Raw genomic sequence first — 18,285 nt, forward strand, 5'->3', positions numbered from 1 at the left:
GCGGGTCAGATGTCCAGCACTTCCATTTCCCGCAGCACGTGGGCCACGGCATTGACAGCGGCCTGCATACCGTCTGCTCCGACCACGCCGATGCAGCCGACGCGGAAGGTTTCGACCTGGGTCAGCTTGCCTGGGTAGAGGATGAAACCCTTGGCCTTGACCCGTTCATAGAAGTCCTTGAACTGGTAGCGGGCGTCGTTCGGTGCATGGAAGGTGACGATGATTGGCGCCTGGATCTCGGCCGGAAGGAAACTGCGCAGGCCGATGGCTGCCATGCCATCGAGCAGGGTCTTGCAGTTGTCAGCGTAACGTTGGTGGCGTGCTGGCAGGCCGCCTTCTTCGTTGTACTGCAACAGGGCCTCGTGCAAGGCAGCGACCACATGGGTCGGCGGGGTGAAGCGCCATTGGCCGGTCTTGGCCATGTACTGGTGTTGATCGTGCAAGTCCATGGCCAGGGAATGGGCATTGCCTTCGGCGGCGGCCAGGGCGTTTTTCTCGGCGAACACGAAGCCCATGCCCGGTACCCCTTCAAGGCACTTGCCCGAGGCGGCGATCAGGGCTTCGAACGGGATCTTGCGGGCATCGATCGGCAGTGCGCCGAACGAGCTCATGGCATCGATGATCAGGCGTTTGCCGTGGCGCTTGATGACCTGGGCAATCTCCGGCAGCGGGTTGAGGATACCGGTGCTGGTTTCACAGTGGATCAACGCGACGTGTGTCACGGTGGGGTCGGCGGCCAGCAGGCGGTCGACGTCGGCGGCGGTGGTCGGCTGGTCCTCGGCGGTCTCGAAAGTGCTGTAGGTGCGGCCCAGTACCTTGCAGATCTTGGCCAGGCGCTGGCCGTAGGCGCCATTGATCAGCACCAGCACCTTGCCGTCGCGGGGCACCAGGGTGCCGATGGCGGCTTCGACAGCGAAGGTGCCGCTGCCTTGCAGGGGAACGCAGTGGTGGCTGGCGCTGCCATCGATGATCGCCAGCAATTGCTCGCAGACGCTGGCGGTGAGTTGGTTGAAGTCGCGGTCCCAGGAGCCCCAATCCACCAGCATGGCTTGGCGGGTGCGGAGCGATGTGGTCAGTGGGCCGGGGGTCAGCAGAATCGGGGCATTGCTCATTCCGTGGTTCCTCACAAGCTGCGGGTGGTCCGCCAATAGAGGTGGCGCTGAAACTACGGGTGCTAGGTTGCAATTCGCCCTTTTATCAATCAAATTGTTTGTTGTTATGCCAGTCATAAGTCAGGCCGATAGATATGAACCTGTTCCAGTTACGTGCATTCGACGCGGTTGCCCGTGAAGGCAGTTTCACCCGTGCCGCGGCGCGTCTGTTCATCAGCCAGCCAGCGGTGACCGGGCACATCAAGGCGTTGGAGGAGCACTACCAGATCACGCTGTTGCGGCGCACGGCGCGGCGGGTCGAACTGACCGAGGAGGGTACGCGCCTGGCAGCCATCACCCGGGCCATGTTCAGCCTGGCAGAAGAAGCACAGGTGATGCTGGAGGCCAATCGGCAACTGCTGACCGGGCGCCTGGAAGTCGCTGCCGACGGTCCGCACCGGGTGATGCCCATGCTGGCGCAGTTGCGCGCGCGTTACCCTGGTATCACGGTCAACCTGCGCCTGGGCAATGCCCAGGAAACCCTGGCGGCGCTGTTGTCCGAGCATGCCGATGTGGCCGTGCTGACCGAAGTCGAGGCGCGCAATGGCCTGTACTTGCAGGGCCTGGGTGATTCACGGATTTGTGCGCTGTTGCCAGTGGGCCACCCTTGGGCGCATGCCTCGGGTGAGCTGGCGCTGGCCGATCTGGACAAGCAGATCATGGTGCTGCGTGAACCCAGCTCGATCACCCGGCGCACGTTTGACCAGGCGTGTGCGGCAGCCAAGGTGCAACCCCGGGTGCTGCTGGAACTGGACAGTCGTGAGGCGGTGACAGAGGCCGTCGCGGCCGAGCTGGGTATCGGTATTGTCTCATCGGTGGAGGTGGCCCACGATCCTCGGGTGGTGGCTCGGCCCATAGCTGGCGACGGTCTGGTCAACCGGCACATGGTCGGCTGCCTGGAGCGCCGCCGCGAGTTACGTTTGATCAAGGCATTCCTGGGGTTGGATGGGCAATGAGCGAAAAAGACACGATCTCCATGCAACTGGTACGTGAGGCTTTGTTGCAGACATGCCCCGCTGGGTCACCTGACGTGGGCCTGCTGCTTCGCGCCGGCATCGAGCCGGAACAACTGGAGCTGGCGCAGGCGAGGGTGTCTGCCGACGCCTATGCCAAGCTGTGGCGGCTGCTTGCCCGACGTTGCAACGATGAGTTCTTCGCCATGGACCCCCGTGGTTTGCCGATGGGCAGCCTTGCCTTTCTGACCCGCGCAGCCATGGCTCAGCAGAGCCTCGGTGCCGGGCTTGAAATTGCCTTGGGCTTTCTGTCGTTGATGCTGCAGGATCTGCAACCGAGCCTGGTACGCCAGCAGAGCCTGGCCGAAATCGTCGTCAACGAGCCCCGTGACCTGCCACGGCGCGCGTTCACCTATTTCACCTTCTGGATGATCGTGCACGGTGTGGCCTGCTGGCTGGCGGGGCGGCGGATTCCGATCCTGGCTATCGACCTGCGCTGTGCCGAGCCACCGTTCTGCGACGACTACCGGGTGATGTTTTCCGAGAACCTGCAATTCGACCGTCCGCGTACCCGCATGATCATCGCCGCCGACTGCCTGGACCTGCCGCTTAGGCGCACGCCCCAGGAGCTGCAGCGCTTTCTTGCCGAAGCGCCGGGCAACATTCTGGTCAAGTACCGCGATCCGGCCAGCCTGGCCAGGCGCATCCGCAGCGATTTGCTGAAGATCGACCCGGCACATTGGCCGGATGCCGACAGCCTGGCGCGTGGCTTGTGCTTGTCCAGCGCAACCCTGCGCCGGCGCCTGGCGGAGGAGGGGCAGACCTACCAACGCCTCAAGGACAGCGCACGACGCGAGCTGGCGATTGCCTGGTTGGCCCAGGTCGAGCCGGGCCTGGGCGATATCGCCGAACGGCTGGGGTTTGCCGACAGCAGCTCGTTCTACAAGGCCTTCCGTAAATGGTTCGGCTGCAACCCAGGTCACTATCGGGCGCTGATCCAAGCCCGAGACGGGAGCGAATGAATCAACCTCTGCCGTGCGTGTCGAAGCGTTTCCAGCTGCAGCCGAGGGTGGGTTAGGTACAAGCATATGGCCCCTTTCTGCCCAGATCGGAGCCACCATGACGCTTATCCCTCCTTCCCAGCAAGCGTCTTCCGTACAAGCAAGGCTTTCGACCGCTACCGATGACTTCATCCAGGCCCAGTTACCGGACTGGCTGAGGCGAGCCTCGCGCGGGCAGATCAGGAAACTGCGCGATAGCTTCAAAAGGCACCAGGCCAGCCATGATCGGTTGCGAGCAGCGACCCATGAACTGCTTCCGTTGCAGCAGTTTGCCGAGCGACAGTTCCAGGCCCTGCTAGGCGATGCACTGCCTCCAGGCACACAGGTGTCCGATCTGCACTGGGTCACGGTTTCTCCCGATTTTGCGGGGCAGCTGGCGTGGCCCGACTTTGTCTACAAACCCAAGTACACCCATTCGCCCGCACTATCGAAGCTGATGCAGGGATTTGCCGCGGACAGTCGCTTCTACGTGGGCAGTGGCTTGGTCCTGGAAGGTGCCAATGATGTGCTGGTGGCCGCCGACGACGCGTTCATCGAGCGATGCCGGACGTTGGACGCGGGCAAGCTATACCAGGACCAGGTCGAACAGGTGTATGGCGGGCAGAATCTGAATCTGCTGGCCGAAGACAAGCGCAGTGGATTCATCCTCGCCATCGAAATCGCCGCGCTGCGGGGGGAAATATCCGCGTTGGAGCAAATCGCCCTACGTGACATCGCAACGCACATTCCGCACACGGTCGGGCAACCGGTTCCACACAGTGTCAATCATGTCGAGCTGCTGGGGCAGACGCTTTCCAATGCATTGTTAGTCGTGCTGCGCGAGTTCGATGGTGTGATAAAAAGCGTGCTGCTTTATCTGCCTAGCGCCCCCGACCAGGCCTTGCGACGCTTCACTTCGCTGGCGCAGTTGCACGAGCAGCTGGTCAGCGAACTGCAGCGCCCGGGCTTGCGCCAGTGCCTGTCGGAGCAAGTCCACCTGGAGCATCGCGCAACCTTCCTGCAGACCCTTGATCTGCGCCTGAAGGATGCCCGACCGGACCTGCAATTGGTCAGAGGCTCGATCGTGGAGGATGCGTTCCTCACGTTGGCCAGGGCTCAGGTGCAGCAGGTCAAGGATGATGCGCGGCTATTGTTGGTGCCAACGGCTGAGGTCGATGCCGCCGCCGCTGGGCGACGGATTCAGCGTTGGGAGTCGGTGGGCATGGGGCTTGTCAACCTGGTAGGCCTGTTCAACCCGGTCGTGGGGGCGCTGCTGCTTGGACAGTTGGTGGTGCAGACCTTGTCCGACGTGTTCGAAGGCGCCGTTGATTGGTCCAAAGGCCATCAGCACGAGGCCCTGGAGCATGTGCTGAGTGTCGCAGAGGCCCTGGCCTACACGGTTGCCACGGTCGCGGGCGTGGCCGTGGTGCGCAGTGCCTTCGTGGATGCGCTTGAGCCGATTGCCCTTGATACCCATCGCAAGCGTCTCTGGTCTGGTGATTTGACGCCCTACGAAACCATGCCCGAAGACAGGCGTCTGCAGCCGGACGGCCTGTACGGCCAGGGCAAGCGCCGCTGGATGCGGGTGCAGACCCGTTACTACGAAGTGCATCGCCCCGATCCCCTGGGCCCATGGCGACTTCGCCACCCTTTGCGTGACAGCGCCTATGGTCCGGTCGTGCAACACAATGGTCAGCGCGGTTGGCGGTTGCAACAGGCTCAACCGCTCGAGTGGGACGATGGCGCGCGCATGCTGGACTGCCTGTGGCCGCAAGCGTCCCCTGTGGATGCTGAAAGGGCCAGGCAGATACTGCAGGTGGCCGGCATGGACGTGGATGAACTGCGGGGTTTGCTGGTGGAGAGCCGACCTGCACCCATCAACCTCGCCGACACGCTGCGCCGGTTCGAAGTTGACGCTCGGATCGAGGCCTTCATCGGCCACCTGAACAGTGGTGCGCTGGGGCAGGATGAAGAAGATCTGCTGGCATGGTGCACTGCTCAACATGAAGTCGCCGGTCCCGAGCAGGGGATGCGCGAGAGGTTGATCGAGCAGATGCCGCTGATGCGGTGGCGGCTGTTCGAGAGCTTTGCCTACGCGCCACGGTCGAGCTCCTCGCTGGCGCTCGTGGTGTCGCGTGATTTTCCCGGGCTTCCCAAAGGCTACATTCCGCAGGTGCTCAGCGGCATTGACAGAAGCGAGTTGGAGATAGCGCTTGTGCAGCAGCGCTTGTCGCTGGCGATGGCAAGCAAGGCGCGGTCTTTGCTGCGGGTGGCTCGGCTGACCCGTGCGCTGGAAGGTTTTTACCTTGGCAGCGCCAGCTGCGCGGAAACCGACGAGCTGGCGATTGCTTTGCTCCGCCAGCTGCCGGGAAGGCCGGCCGATCTGAACCTGGAAGTGCGCGAGGCAACGCCCACGGGGCGTCTGTTGGCCGAACTCGATCCGGCGGGTCCCAAAACGGGGCGCATCAGCCTGGTGCGCGTTGGCAGGCACTTTCAATTGTTCGATGGCCAGGGGCAGTCATGGAGACCTTCGAGAACGGCGCCGACTACCATTTTCGAAGCGATCGCGGCAGTGCTGTCGTCGGCCCAATTGCAGGCGCTGGGCCTAGGCGACGATCCAGCCGATGAGTTACGTCAGTTGCTGATCACGCGGCTTCCGAACGCCCACGACCGGTGCATCGAACTGCTCGGTTGGCCTGCCCAGCCTCGCTGGTTCAACCCAGGTCAACGGCTGCCCGATGGTCGCGTCGGCTACGTGCTGAGCGGGCGTGGCCAAGGCGCGGCGCAGGGTTCATCGAAGCAAACGTTGCTCAATGGTTTGCGCCAGCTGTTTCCCGGTCTGGACGATGACCAGCTTGAACAGGAACTGCAGCGCCTGTTGCACGGTGAAGACATGCCGTTTGCAGGCCTGGCAGCGCTGCAGGATGATCATGTGCAGTTGCAGCAGGCACTGAACAGGTGGGTCTCGGCTGAGCTGAACACGACAAGGCAGGCCAGTCGGCAACTGCTCTCGGACCGCGTGCTACGCGCCTGGCGCGGGCAAGGCGAGCAAGTGCCGGCCGCTGACGGGCAGCCGGGTGGCTTGCGTCTGGCGTTGAGTCTTGGCGAGTTGGCGAGTCTGCCTGCGTTGCCTGGGCAGGTGCAGTTCAATCATGTGACGTCCTTGGCCATCAATGACAGCTCGATCACCGCGGTGCCCGCTGACTTCCTGCACAGTTTCGTCAACGTGAACAACCTGAATCTCAGCGGCAATCGGTTATTGGCCATTCCGACCGGACTGGCCCACATGACCCAGCTGCGTACCCTGCGCCTGGCGCGTAACTTCATTCGCATGACCCTGTCGGCTTTCCAGGCGCTCGCCAGCCTGCCCCAGTTGATGCGGTTGGACCTCAGCTACAATCCCCTGGGCGTGCTCTACGTGCCTTTCGGTCAGCTTCAGCACCTGGTTCAGCTGAACCTACGGCATTGCCGGCTGAGCCTCTGGCCGGGGTACATCGAGTTGTGCCAACACTTGCAATTAGCGGACTTGCGAGACAACCAGTTGGCCGAAGTCGCTCCCGAGACGTTACAGATGCCGCAATCTTTCCGTCAGGCATTCGTGGTGGAGCGCAACCTGTTGAGCAACCGGCAGGTGATACGCCTGTACGCACTCGATACGATACCGGAAGCCCCACAGGCTGGATTGTCCCAGGACGACATCCGCGCTTTGTGGATCGGAATTTTGCCTGAATCCGCGAGGTCGGAACGAGGTTCGACATGGGACGCCGTGATGGGGGCCAGCGGCAGCGGACCATTCGCTCAGCTGATGGGTCAGTTGCAGTATGTCTCTGACTACGCTCAGGCACGCCGGTACCTGGCGACCCAGGTGTGGTCATTGCTCGAAGAACTGCAACAGCATGCTTCGCTGCGCGAGCGGATGTTCGAGTGGGTGGATGAGGTGCCTACCGTGCGCAATCGTGTCGCTGATGTGTTCACCCGCTTGCAGGTGCGCATGTTCGAAGCGCGCGCGGAACGGGCCGCGGTGCAGGGCGTGCAGGGCCGTGCGCTGATCGCACTGGGCCGTGGCCTCTATCGTTTGGACGTTATCGCCTTGCTTTCGCGCGAGGCGACGGTGCGAGTGAACGAGCAACGGGCCATCGCTCGGCGGGCAGATCCGAGTGCCACGCACCTGGCGGATGTCGATGGTCGGGATATCGACTTGCTCTATCGTGTGCGGCTCAGAGAGGCGCTGAGTTTGCCTGGGCAGCCCCAGACGATGCATGGCGATAGCCTTCCGGGAATCACCGAGGAATCGATATTCAGCGACCGGCAACGAATCGAACGGGTTGGAGGAATCGAGGAGCTGGCAGAAGACCTGAGTCAACGCCGCTTCTGGCAGTCCTACCTGGAAAATCGTCACGCCAATGACTTCCAGGTGCTGGAGTCGGCGCACCGGGCTCGCATCGGCAGGTACCACGCAGAAAATCCACAGGCAACAGCGGCCGAACGCGCGCGCGCCCTGGACGACCTTCAGATCGCGCACGATGCTGCAGTGCATCGCCATCGGGTGGCACTGACCCGTCATGAACTGAGGTCCGAAACGGCGCGACTGGGATGACACCGCAATGGCCCGGCGTTGCCTGGGCCAGGCAGTGGATGCCACCCATCGGGTGCAGCGGCGAGCGCCGCCTCGGTGGGTAGCCTTCCCGGTTCAGCCGCGCCTCGGGTGGCGGCAGTGTGAGCGGTCCATCAATCGCTGCAGTACCCACCATGATCGAAACCACCCAAGATATGCCGCGAGAACGCGCGACCGACGCTTTCATTGCACAACTCCTGCCGCAATGGCTCCGAAGCTCCACGTATGCCCAGGTGCAAATCCTGCGGACCTGCTTCGAGCACCATGTGCAGAGCCAGCACAAGGTGCAGGTCGCACTGGCAGGACTCGAACCGCTGGATACATTCGTCACCCAACGCCTGCAAGAGAAACTGCAATCGTCGTTTTCTCTGACCGTAGAGCTGGGCAAGGCGCAATGGCGTGAAGAGCGTCGAAAGCTGGTCGCCGATGCCTCAGGCCCGATACTGCACGAAGCGTATTTCGTGCGTTCGCCGGCAGTGCTGAAACTGATGCAGAACTTCAAGCAAGGCGAGTCGTTCTTCGAGCACACCGCTCTGGTGTACCCCGCCGATCCAGCGACGGGGCAGGCTGAGCGGGTGTTGACCACCGACAGCGAGCAACTGGTGGACATCTGCCGGACGCTGGATGTCGGTCGACAGTACCAGCAGCATCTCGACAGCGTGTTGGACACCGACTACCGGGCTGCACTGGCCGAGGACAAGCGCACGCAATTGAGGCTGGCCGTAGAGTTGGCGTCGCTGAAACGGCAGCTGCCCACCGATGAAGTGAACATGCTGCGGCGCTTCGCGGCTGGTCAGCCGTTGACCCACCCTCATAGCCATAGGGTGCGTGCAGGGGCGTTGGAGGTTCTTGGCTGTCGTGTGGACGGTGCATTGGCTTTCGAGTTGCAACGCCTCAACCCCGCGTTCAGGGATGTTCCGCCGTTCATCATCGAAGGTGTGATTCTGTACTTGCCTGGCGATCCTGAGTGCCCCCTGCGCGCATTCGGCAGTTGGCAGCAAGCCAGTTGGGCGCTGGGAGCCCTGTTGCGCGATGCAGCCTATCGGCAAGCTTTCGTTCAGCGGATTGCAATGGCGGACCGCGCTGCCTACCTCTCGACGCTGAACAAGCGCCTGGCAGACGATCAGACCGATGCAAGCTGTGCGTGTGGGGCAATCGATGAGCAGATATTCAAGGTGCTGGCCGAGCAGCAGTTGCAGCGAATTCGCGACAATGCGCGTTTTCTGGCAGTACCCACCGCACAGGTCGACGCCCGCGTCAGTGCCGAGCACCTGCGAACACTGGAGTCCGTCGGCATAGGCCTGGTCAGCCTGGCCGGGTTGTTCGTGCCGGTGATCGGCGCCGTGTTGGTGACCCACTGGGTGGGGCAGATTCTGTCCGAGGTTTTCGAAGGGGTCGAGGACTGGAAACAGGGCCATCAGCACGAAGCCCTGGAACACCTGCTGGGTGTGGTCGAGTCAGTGGCGATCGGCACCGCGCTGGCGGCCGGGACCACGTTGGTCGCCCGCGGCTTCCTACGCAGCGCCAACGTCGACCAGATGGTGCCCGTGCTGGATGGCGAGGGGCGGGCGCGATTATGGTCCGCAGAGATCGGCCATTACGAAGATCCGTCACCGCCGGATGACTTGCTGGAGCAGGATAATGGCCTGTTGTCCAACGCGCTGGGACAGTGGTGGTACAACGATAACAAGTATTTTCAGGTGGTTCCCGTGCCGGGGCGCAGTTCGTGGCGGTTGCGCCATCCACGGCGCGAATCGGGTTTCGGACCGGAGCTGGCGTTCAATGGAGAGCGCGGTTGGCGGCTGTCATCCGAGCGGCCGCTCGAATGGGAGGGAGCGCCCCTCTTGCTGGGGCGCCTGTGGCCACCGGCAACCCGTTTGGACCCCGAGCGTATCGGGCAGATACTGAAGGTCGCGGATGTCGACCAAGACCACCTGCGCGGCCTGTTGGTCGAGGGGCGGGCGCTCCCGGTTGCACTGCGAGACACCCTGGAACGCTTTGCCGTGGACGCCCGTGTCGACGGATTCCTCGAGCAACTGGATCGAGGGCTGAATGTTGACCCCGAGCTGTTCCAGTGGTGCGTCGAGCACTTCGGGCTCGAGGAGGGGCTGACATCGCAGGAGCAACGCGTGGCATTGATCGAAGAGGGCGCAGCGGTACGCGAACAGCTGTTCGATCACTTCTCGCGCAAATACCTTGCCATGGACCCTCTGCTGGACCTGGTTTCGAGGGATTTCAAAGGGTTGCCCGATGCTTATGCGCTCGACGTACTCAGGCAGGCAACCGATACGCAGCGCCGCTGGATGCGCAGCGAACAGCGGATTCCTTTGCCCGTTGCCGAGCGGGCCCGAGCGCATTTGCAGCTGGCGCGGCTGACGCGTGCCCGCGAAGGGCTGTACCTCAAGGGCAGCTATCATCCGGACACGGTTGCGCTGGCCTTTGCGTTGTTGCGCAAGCATGCGCGCCTGTCGACGACAGTGGACATCGAACTGCGCGAAGGTTCGGATGTCGGACGCCCGCTGGCGCGGCTTCATCCGCAGAATGATCCACTGCGCATCTCCACCGTTCTGGTAAGGCAGGCCGGTGGCTTCAAATGCTACGACCTGCAAGGACGCGAACTGAGTGTCGACCAGGTCGACCCTGTCGAGATTGGCGAGGTGTTGGCCAGGTACCTCTCCCGAGACGATCTGGCGCGCCTGGGCTGGGATGGTTCCCAAGCCCGCGAACAGATCAACAATGCGCTACGAGCCTGGTTGCCGGCCGACAACAAGGCGCTTGTCGAGTTGTTGGGCGCACGGGAGATAAAACCTACGAGGAATTCACTACGGCGTCTGCCAGACGGGCGTATGGGTTATCCGCTCAACGGGCATGACGAGGCGCGGCACCCTTCGCGACGCTTGTTGCTAGAGTCCTTGGGCGCACTGTATCCGACACACAGTGCCCAAGCACTGGAGGACTATGTGGCGACCCTGCTGGAGTCGCCGCAGACTGCATATGCCGTGATGATCAGGCAGTACCAGCAGTACCTTGCCCTCGATCGGGCAATGCAGACATGGGTGATGCAGGTGCCAGCGGGGCGTCAGCGGGGGGCACGTCGTTTCGCCTCCGAGGAGCTGCGCCGCAGCTGGCGTCTCGGAGGGCCACAGGACAGCGTTTCGAGCACCACTGCACCGGCCAGTCGCCTGACCCTGGTTGGCCTGGATATCGGAGGTCTGCCCGCGCTGCCAGCCAACACCGACTTTGCGCACATCACCGACCTGGTACTGGTCGGTTTGCAACTGGAACACGTGCCGCCAAGTTTCCTGGGGTCTTTCAGCCGATTGCGTGGGTTGAACCTAAGCAACAACGCCCTGACCAGCCTGCCCGCGGGTATCGGGGGGGTGAGCCAGCTGCGCATACTGCACTTGGCGCGTAACCGGATTCGCATGACCGAAGAGGGCGCCCAGGCTTTAAGTGGCCTTACCCAATTGGACACCCTGGATTTGGGCTTCAACCGACTAGGCTCGATCAGCTTGCGCCTGGGGCAGTTGACGCGTCTGCGTGAATTGAACCTGCGCCGGAACAATCTGCACAGCGTGCCCACAGCGCTGGAGCAATGCCTGCACCTTGAGGCGGCGGACCTGCGTGACAACCAGATCGCGCAGCTCCCTGATACTTTGCTGCTTGCACCGTTGCATGTACGCCTTGCCATCAGGTTGGAAAACAACGCGCTGCCAGTCGCCGAGCGCGAGCGCTTGTACGCTGCCAATCCGGTGCAGGTAGAGCCCCCGGGACCAACGGAAGCGCCAGGCTTGGCCCGCTCGGCCTGGCTGCAGCTCGCGGACTCTGCGACGAGAACCGCAAGAAGCCTGCAATGGGATGATTTGTTGGACGAGCCCGATAGCGATGCGTTCTTCCGAGTGCTGGCAGAACTGACGCAGACCAGTGACTTCCAGCACGTACCGCAGGATCTGTCGCGCCGGGTTTGGGCGATGATCGCCGCAGCCAGCGAGAACGCCGCCCTGCGGGCTGAATTGTTCGAGCTGGCTGCCGTGCGAACTTGCGTCGACCAGGTCATCTCGTGCTTCAGCACGCTCGAAGTCCGCGTATTGCTGGCTGAGGCCATGCAATCTGCGGCGGCAGGCGGGCAGGAGCAGGCCTTGCTCGAGCTGGCTTGTGGACTGTTCAGGCTGGATCGGGTTGCGATGATCGCCGGCAAAGAGGTGGAACGGCGGGTGACCTTGGAGGTAGACCGGCTGCGTACCTCTGGGTGGCCCGAGGAGCAGTCCAGGGAGTTCGCGTTAGCGCAGGTGGACGCGATCGAGATCAGTCTAGCCTATCGCGTAGGCCTGGCTCGCACATTGAATCTTCCAGGACAACCGAAAACCATGCAGTTCGAGCAGCTGGCCGGGGTCAGCCCGATGCAGCTCAGCAATGCCGCAGCCGAAGTGCGCTGGGCATCGGCGACCGATGCGCTGTTGAACGATATTAGCCAGCGGGATTTCTGGATCGCGCACCTGGAACGTCAATACGCCACCGAGTTCCAGCAAGTCAAACAACCGTTCTGGGAGCAACTGGAGGAGGAGGGCACCGAGGACGCCGAGCGTGTCGCGCACATCCAGCGAGCGTTCGACGACGCCGTTCATCGATTGGTCCTGCGCTTGAGCGCCGAGGCGTTGAGCGTGCAGGATCCAGCCAACTGAAATCCTGCTGGAAACGGCCAAACCGCTCATCCCGATTGAGCGGTTTGGCCATTGCCGAGTGACGTCGGCAGCGACAACATCGTTAGACCCATGGTGCGCTCCAACAATAAGAATCCAGGAGTCTGACGATGCGCGATTACGCCGAGGCCGTCCGTTCGTTCAACTACGAACAGGTTGCTCATACCGCCCTGCACGGCAACCTCAAAGCCCTCAATGCCTGTGTCGAGTGCTGCGACCGACATGCAGGCGGGGGCAGGCTCGCCCTGATCTGGGAAGGCCGTGACGGCCAAAGCGAACGCTACAGCTTCGACCAGCTTCAGCAGCAGGCCGCACGCTTTGCCAATGTCCTCAAGGCACAAGGTGTCCAGGCTGGCGACCGGGTCGCCGGTCTGATGCCGCGCACCCCGGAACTGCTGATCACCATTCTCGCCACGTGGCGATTGGGGGCTGTGTACCAGCCGCTGTTCACGGCTTTCGGCCCCAAGGCCATCGAGCATCGCCTGGAGCAGTCCCATGCTCGTGTAGTGGTCACCGACAGCCTGAACCGCAGCAAGCTGGATGAGGTGAACGACTGCCCGACCCTCATTACCGTGAAAGCGCCGGTAGGCGAACTGGATTTCCATCAGGTTCTGGCTGCTGCCGATCAGCACTGCGAACCTGTCATGCGCAGCGGTGATGATCCGTTCCTGCTGATGTTCACCTCGGGCACCACCGGTCCGGCCAAGCCTCTTGAAGTACCGCTGCGCGCGATCGTCGCCTTCCAGGGCTACATGCGTGATGCCATCGACCTGCGGCCGGACGACAACTTCTGGAACCTGGCCGACCCAGGCTGGGCCTACGGTCTTTACTACGCCGTCACCGGCCCGTTGTCGCTGGGCCACGCCACGACGTTCTACGATGGCCCGTTCAGCGTCGAAAGCTGCGCGCGGGTCATTAACAAGCTAGGTATCACCAACCTGGCAGGCTCGCCCACGGCCTACCGTCTGCTGATCGCCGCGGGCAGCGAGTTTTCCACGCCGATCAAAGGCCGGCTGCGCGTGGTCAGCAGCGCCGGTGAACCCCTTAACCCTGAGGTGATCCGCTGGTTCGCCGATGAGCTGGGCGTGACCATCCACGATCACTACGGCCAGACCGAACTGGGCATGGTGTTGTGCAATCACCATGGATTGCAGCACCCGGTGCACTTGGGTTCGGCTGGTTTCTCCATTCCTGGCCACCGGATCGTCGTGGTGGACGAGCAAGGTCTGGAACTGCCGGCCGGTCAACCGGGCATTCTGGCGGTGGACCGCGAACAGTCGCCGCTGTGCTGGTTCGGCGGCTATCACGGCCTGCCCACCAAGGCCTTCGTCGGCAAGTACTACCTGAGCGGCGATACCGTCGAGTTGAACGCGGACGGCAGCATCAGTTTCGTCGGCCGCAGTGACGACGTGATCACCACCTCCGGTTACCGCGTCGGCCCGTTCGATGTCGAGAGCGCGCTGATCGAACACCCGGCGGTGATCGAAGCGGCCGTGGTCGGTAAGCCGGACCCCGAGCGTACCGAGCTGATCAAGGCCTTCGTGGTGCTGGCCGCGGGCTTCAGCGGCAGCCCGGAGCTGGAGGAAACCTTGCGCCAGCATGTGCGCCAACGTCTGTACGCCCATGCCTACCCTCGCGAAATTGAATTCGTCAGCGAGCTGCCCAAGACCCCGAGCGGCAAGCTGCAACGCTTCATCCTGCGCAACCAGGAAATCGCCAAACAACACGCGCACCTGGCAACCCGCGCCAGCGCCTGAAAGGAAAGACAACATGCAAATCAGCCATAAGCACTTCATTGTCAGCGGCGGCGCCTCCGGGCTTGGCGCTGCAACCGCGCAGATGCTGGTCGAAGCTGGCGCCAAGGTGATGCTGGTCGACCTCAATGCCGCCACCGTCGAAGCCAAGGCCCGCGAGCTGGGTGACAATGCCTGTTTCGCGGTTGCCGATATCAGTGACGAACAGGCCGCCAAGGCAGCGGTGGAGGCGGCGGTCGCCGCCTTCGGCAGCCTTCACGGGCTGGTCAACTGCGCCGGTATCGTCGGTGCCGAGAAAGTGCTGGGCAAGCAGGGGCCGCACGGACTGGCCAGCTTCGCCAAGGTGATCAACGTCAACCTGATCGGTAGCTTCAACCTGCTGCGCCTGGCAGCCGCGGCCATGGCCGAAGGTCAGCCGGACGAGGGCGGCGAGCGCGGAGTGATCATCAACACCGCCTCCATCGCCGCCTATGACGGGCAGATTGGCCAAGCCGCCTACGCCGCGTCCAAGGGCGCCATCGCCAGCCTGACCTTGCCGGCCGCCCGCGAACTGGCGCGTTTCGGGATTCGGGTGATGACCATCGCCCCAGGTATCTTCGAAACGCCGATGATGGCCGGCATGACCCAGGAAGTGCGCGACTCGCTGTCCGCTGGCGTGCCGTTCCCGCCGCGCCTGGGACGGCCGCAGGAATATGCCGCGCTGGCCCGACACATCATTGAAAACAGCATGCTCAACGGCGAGGTGATTCGCCTCGACGGCGCGCTGCGCATGGCTGCCAAGTAAGGAGAACCGAACATGACCATTGCCAACGATCCGATCGTCATCGTCAGCGCTGTGCGCACGCCCATGGGTGGGTTGCAGGGCGAACTCAAGAGCCTGACCGCGCCGCAACTGGGCAGCGCCGCCATCCGCGCCGCCGTCGAGCGCGCTGGGGTCGATGCCGCCAGTGTCGAGCAGGTGCTGTTCGGCTGTGTGCTGCCGGCAGGTCAGGGCCAGGCACCGGCCCGCCAGGCTGCGTTGGGCGCCGGGCTCGACAAGCACACCACGTGCACCACCCTGAACAAGATGTGTGGCTCGGGCATGCAGGCGGCCATCATGGCCCATGACCTGCTGCTGGCCGGCAGCGCCGATGTGGTGGTGGCGGGGGGCATGGAGAGCATGACCAACGCACCGTATTTGCTAGACAAAGCCCGTGGCGGCTACCGCATGGGCCACGGCAGGATCATCGACCACATGTTCATGGATGGCCTGGAGGATGCGTATGACAAAGGGCGCCTGATGGGAACCTTCGCCGAGGACTGCGCCCAGGCCAACGGATTCAGCCGCGAAGCGCAGGATAACTTTGCAATCGCGTCGTTGACCCGTGCCCAGGAAGCCATCAGGAACGGGCGCTTCGCCGCCGAGATTGTCCCGGTCGAGGTCACCGAGGGTAAGGAAAAGCGCCTGGTCAAGGATGACGAGCAGCCGCCCAAGGCGAAGCTGGACAAGATCCCGCAGCTCAAGCCGGCCTTCCGCGAAGGCGGTACCGTGACAGCCGCCAACTCCAGTTCGATTTCCGACGGTGCTGCCGCACTGGTGCTGATGCGTCGCTCCGAAGCCGACAAACGCGGCCTCAAGCCACTGGCGGTCATCCATGGACACTCCGCATTCGCCGATACGCCGGCACTGTTCCCAACCGCACCGATCGGTGCGATCGACAAATTGATGAAGCGCACCGGCTGGAACCTGGCCGAGGTCGACCTGTTCGAAATCAACGAGGCATTCGCCGTGGTCACCTTGGCGGCCATGAAACACCTCGACCTACCCTCTGAAAAGGTCAACATCCATGGCGGCGCCTGCGCCCTGGGCCACCCCATCGGTGCCTCGGGCGCGCGCATCCTGGTGACCCTGCTGTCGGCCCTGCGCCAGAACAACTTGCGCCGTGGCGTGGCAGCGATCTGCATCGGCGGCGGCGAAGCCACTGCCATGGCCGTCGAATGCCTGTATTGAGGTGAGCCATGTTGGTAACTGATGAGCAACAACAGATCGCCGACGCAGTGCGAGACTTCGCCCAGGAGCGGTTGAAACCGTTTGCCGAGGCGTGGGACAAGGCCCACCGCTATCCACGTGAGGCCATTGCGGAAATGGCCGGTCTGGGCCTGTTCGGCATGCTGGTGCCGGAACAGTACGGTGGCAGTGACACCGGCTATGTGGCCTATGCCATGGCCTTGGAGGAGATCGCGGCCGGCGACGGTGCCTGCTCGACCATCATGAGTGTGCACAATTCGGTCGGTTGCGTGCCGATCCTGAAATTCGGCACCGAGCACCAGAAGCAGCAATTCCTCGCCCCCCTGGCCAGTGGTTCGATGATTGGGGCCTTTGCCCTGACCGAACCCCAGGCCGGTTCCGATGCCAGTAGCCTGAAAACCCGTGCACGGCTCGAAGGCGACCACTATGTGCTTAATGGCAGCAAGCAGTTCATCACCTCCGGGCAGAACGCAGGGGTGGTCATCGTGTTCGCCGTCACCGACCCGGAGGCGGGCAAGCGTGGCATCACCGCGTTCATCGTGCCCACCGACTCACCTGGCTACCAGGTCGCGCGAGTCGAGGACAAGCTCGGCCAGCATGCGTCCGACACCTGCCAGATCGTATTCGACAACGTGCGGGTGCCAGTCGCCAATCGTCTCGGTGAGGAAGGGCAGGGCTACAAGATCGCCCTGGCCAACCTCGAAGGTGGCCGCATCGGTATTGCCTCCCAAGCGGTCGGTATGGCGCGGGCTGCGTTCGAAGTGGCGCGCGACTACGCCAACGAGCGGCAGAGCTTCGGCAAGCCGTTGATCGAGCACCAGGCAGTGGCCTTCCGCCTGGCCGACATGGCCACTCGCATTGCGGTCGCCCGGCAGATGGTGCTGCACGCGGCAGCCTTGCGTGATGCCGGGCGCCCGGCATTGGTGGAAGCCTCGATGGCGAAGCTTTTCGCCTCGGAAATGGCCGAAAAGGTATGCTCGGATGCCTTGCAGACCCTGGGTGGATATGGCTATCTGAGCGACTTCCCGCTGGAACGAATCTACCGCGACGTTCGGGTGTGCCAGATCTACGAGGGCACCAGCGACATTCAGCGCATGGTCATTGCGCGTAATCTTTGAAGGAGCATCCTGCATGGCATTCGAAACCATCCTGTTGGACATCCACGGCAAGGTCGGCCTGATCACCCTCAACCGCCCCCAGGCGCTCAATGCGCTGAACGCGCAGATCGTGGCTGAGATCAACCAGGCGCTGGACCAGCTCGAACGTGACCCCAACATTGGCTGTGTGGTCCTGACCGGCTCCGCCAAGGCCTTCGCCGCCGGCGCTGATATCAAGGAAATGGCCGAGCTCCAGTACCCGCAGATCTATGTCGACGACCTGTTCAGCGATGCCGACCGCATTGCCAATCGACGCAAGCCGATCATCGCGGCTGTTTCTGGCTTTGCCTTGGGCGGGGGCTGCGAGTTGGCGATGATGTGCGACTTCATCCTGGCCGCCGACAACGCCAAGTTCGGTCAACCGGAAATCAACCTGGGCGTACTGCCGGGCATGGGAGGCACCCAGCGTCTGACCCGTGCAGTGGGCAAGGCCAAGGCCATGGAGCTGTGCTTGACCGGCCGCCTGATGGGCGCCGAGGAGGCCGAGCGCGCAGGTTTGGTGGCCCGCGTGGTGCCACAGGCCGAGCTGCTGGAAGAGGCACTGAAGGTGGCTGCGACCATCGCCAGCAAATCGATCCCGGTGAGCATGATGGTCAAGGAAAGCGTCAACCGGGCCTTCGAAGTCACCCTCAGCGAAGGTGTTCGCTTCGAACGTCGCGTGTTCCACGCTGCGTTCGCCACCGAAGACCAGAAGGAAGGCATGGCGGCCTTCATCGGCAAGCGCGAAGCACAGTTCAAGGACCGTTGAGTACAACCCTGTCGTGGCCTGGGCGCCACGGCAGGTTTTCGCGCCTCTTCCCCTGGCCTCCCACGACCAGCAAAGGTCGTGGGTCGGCCCTGCCTGGATCTGCCGATGGGCGGAATCCAGGCCATTTCGGTCAAATTCCCTTGTGATTGCAGTTGCTCC

The 18,285-nt window shown here is 63.0% G+C and carries 10 protein-coding genes; 9 read left to right on the plus strand and 1 reads right to left on the minus strand.

Translation table 11 applies throughout. From position 1 onward, the window contains the following. Positions 1-5: 5 nt before the first annotated feature. A complete protein-coding gene (locus VXM67_RS10855; protein WP_023379751.1) occupies positions 6-1,112 on the minus strand; it encodes a 2-aminoethylphosphonate--pyruvate transaminase in 1,107 nt (368 codons plus the stop codon). Positions 1,113-1,246: 134 nt separating this feature from the next. On the opposite strand from VXM67_RS10855, the gene VXM67_RS10860 reads away from it, so the two are divergent. The 9 genes from VXM67_RS10860 (at position 1,247) to VXM67_RS10900 (ending at position 18,126) form a co-directional block, all read left to right on the plus strand. After that, positions 1,247-2,107 carry a LysR substrate-binding domain-containing protein gene (locus VXM67_RS10860; protein ID WP_027907629.1) on the plus strand — a complete coding sequence of 287 codons (861 nt, stop codon included), beginning with the start codon at positions 1,247-1,249 and terminating at the stop codon, positions 2,105-2,107. Continuing rightward, positions 2,104-3,126: an AraC family transcriptional regulator gene (locus VXM67_RS10865; RefSeq protein ID WP_023379753.1), complete on the plus strand. Its 1,023-nt coding sequence runs from the start codon at positions 2,104-2,106 to the stop codon at positions 3,124-3,126. Before VXM67_RS10860 ends, VXM67_RS10865 begins: the two co-directional genes overlap by 4 nt. 97 nt (positions 3,127-3,223) lie before the next feature. Further along, positions 3,224-7,741, plus strand: a complete 4,518-nt coding sequence (locus tag VXM67_RS10870; RefSeq protein ID WP_367237671.1) for an NEL-type E3 ubiquitin ligase domain-containing protein — start codon at positions 3,224-3,226, stop codon at positions 7,739-7,741. A 152-nt stretch (positions 7,742-7,893) separates the two neighbouring features. Beyond that, positions 7,894-12,441 (plus strand): NEL-type E3 ubiquitin ligase domain-containing protein, encoded by a 4,548-nt coding sequence (locus VXM67_RS10875; protein WP_367237672.1) that lies wholly within the window; start codon positions 7,894-7,896, stop codon positions 12,439-12,441. A gap of 128 nt (positions 12,442-12,569) precedes the next feature. Further along, positions 12,570-14,216 carry an acyl-CoA synthetase gene (locus VXM67_RS10880; protein WP_104881960.1) on the plus strand — a complete coding sequence of 549 codons (1,647 nt, stop codon included), beginning with the start codon at positions 12,570-12,572 and terminating at the stop codon, positions 14,214-14,216. 13 nt (positions 14,217-14,229) lie between these two features. Then, positions 14,230-14,997: an SDR family NAD(P)-dependent oxidoreductase gene (locus tag VXM67_RS10885; RefSeq protein WP_367237673.1), complete on the plus strand. Its 768-nt coding sequence runs from the start codon at positions 14,230-14,232 to the stop codon at positions 14,995-14,997. 12 nt (positions 14,998-15,009) lie between these two features. Further along, entirely contained in the window at positions 15,010-16,203 is a 1,194-nt protein-coding gene (locus VXM67_RS10890) for an acetyl-CoA C-acyltransferase (RefSeq protein ID WP_023379757.1), read from the plus strand. An 8-nt stretch (positions 16,204-16,211) separates the two neighbouring features. After that, the gene (locus VXM67_RS10895) at positions 16,212-17,339 is read left to right on the plus strand and encodes an acyl-CoA dehydrogenase (protein WP_023379758.1); all 1,128 of its coding nucleotides are present in this window, start codon (positions 16,212-16,214) and stop codon (positions 17,337-17,339) included. Between the two features lie 13 nt (positions 17,340-17,352). Next, positions 17,353-18,126 carry an enoyl-CoA hydratase gene (locus VXM67_RS10900; protein ID WP_023379759.1) on the plus strand — a complete coding sequence of 258 codons (774 nt, stop codon included), beginning with the start codon at positions 17,353-17,355 and terminating at the stop codon, positions 18,124-18,126. Positions 18,127-18,285 lie beyond the last annotated feature (159 nt).

Origin of the sequence: Pseudomonas sp. Rh2, from assembly GCF_040762985.1 — a bacterium.
Classification (GTDB): Bacteria; Pseudomonadota; Gammaproteobacteria; order Pseudomonadales; family Pseudomonadaceae; genus Aquipseudomonas; species Aquipseudomonas taiwanensis.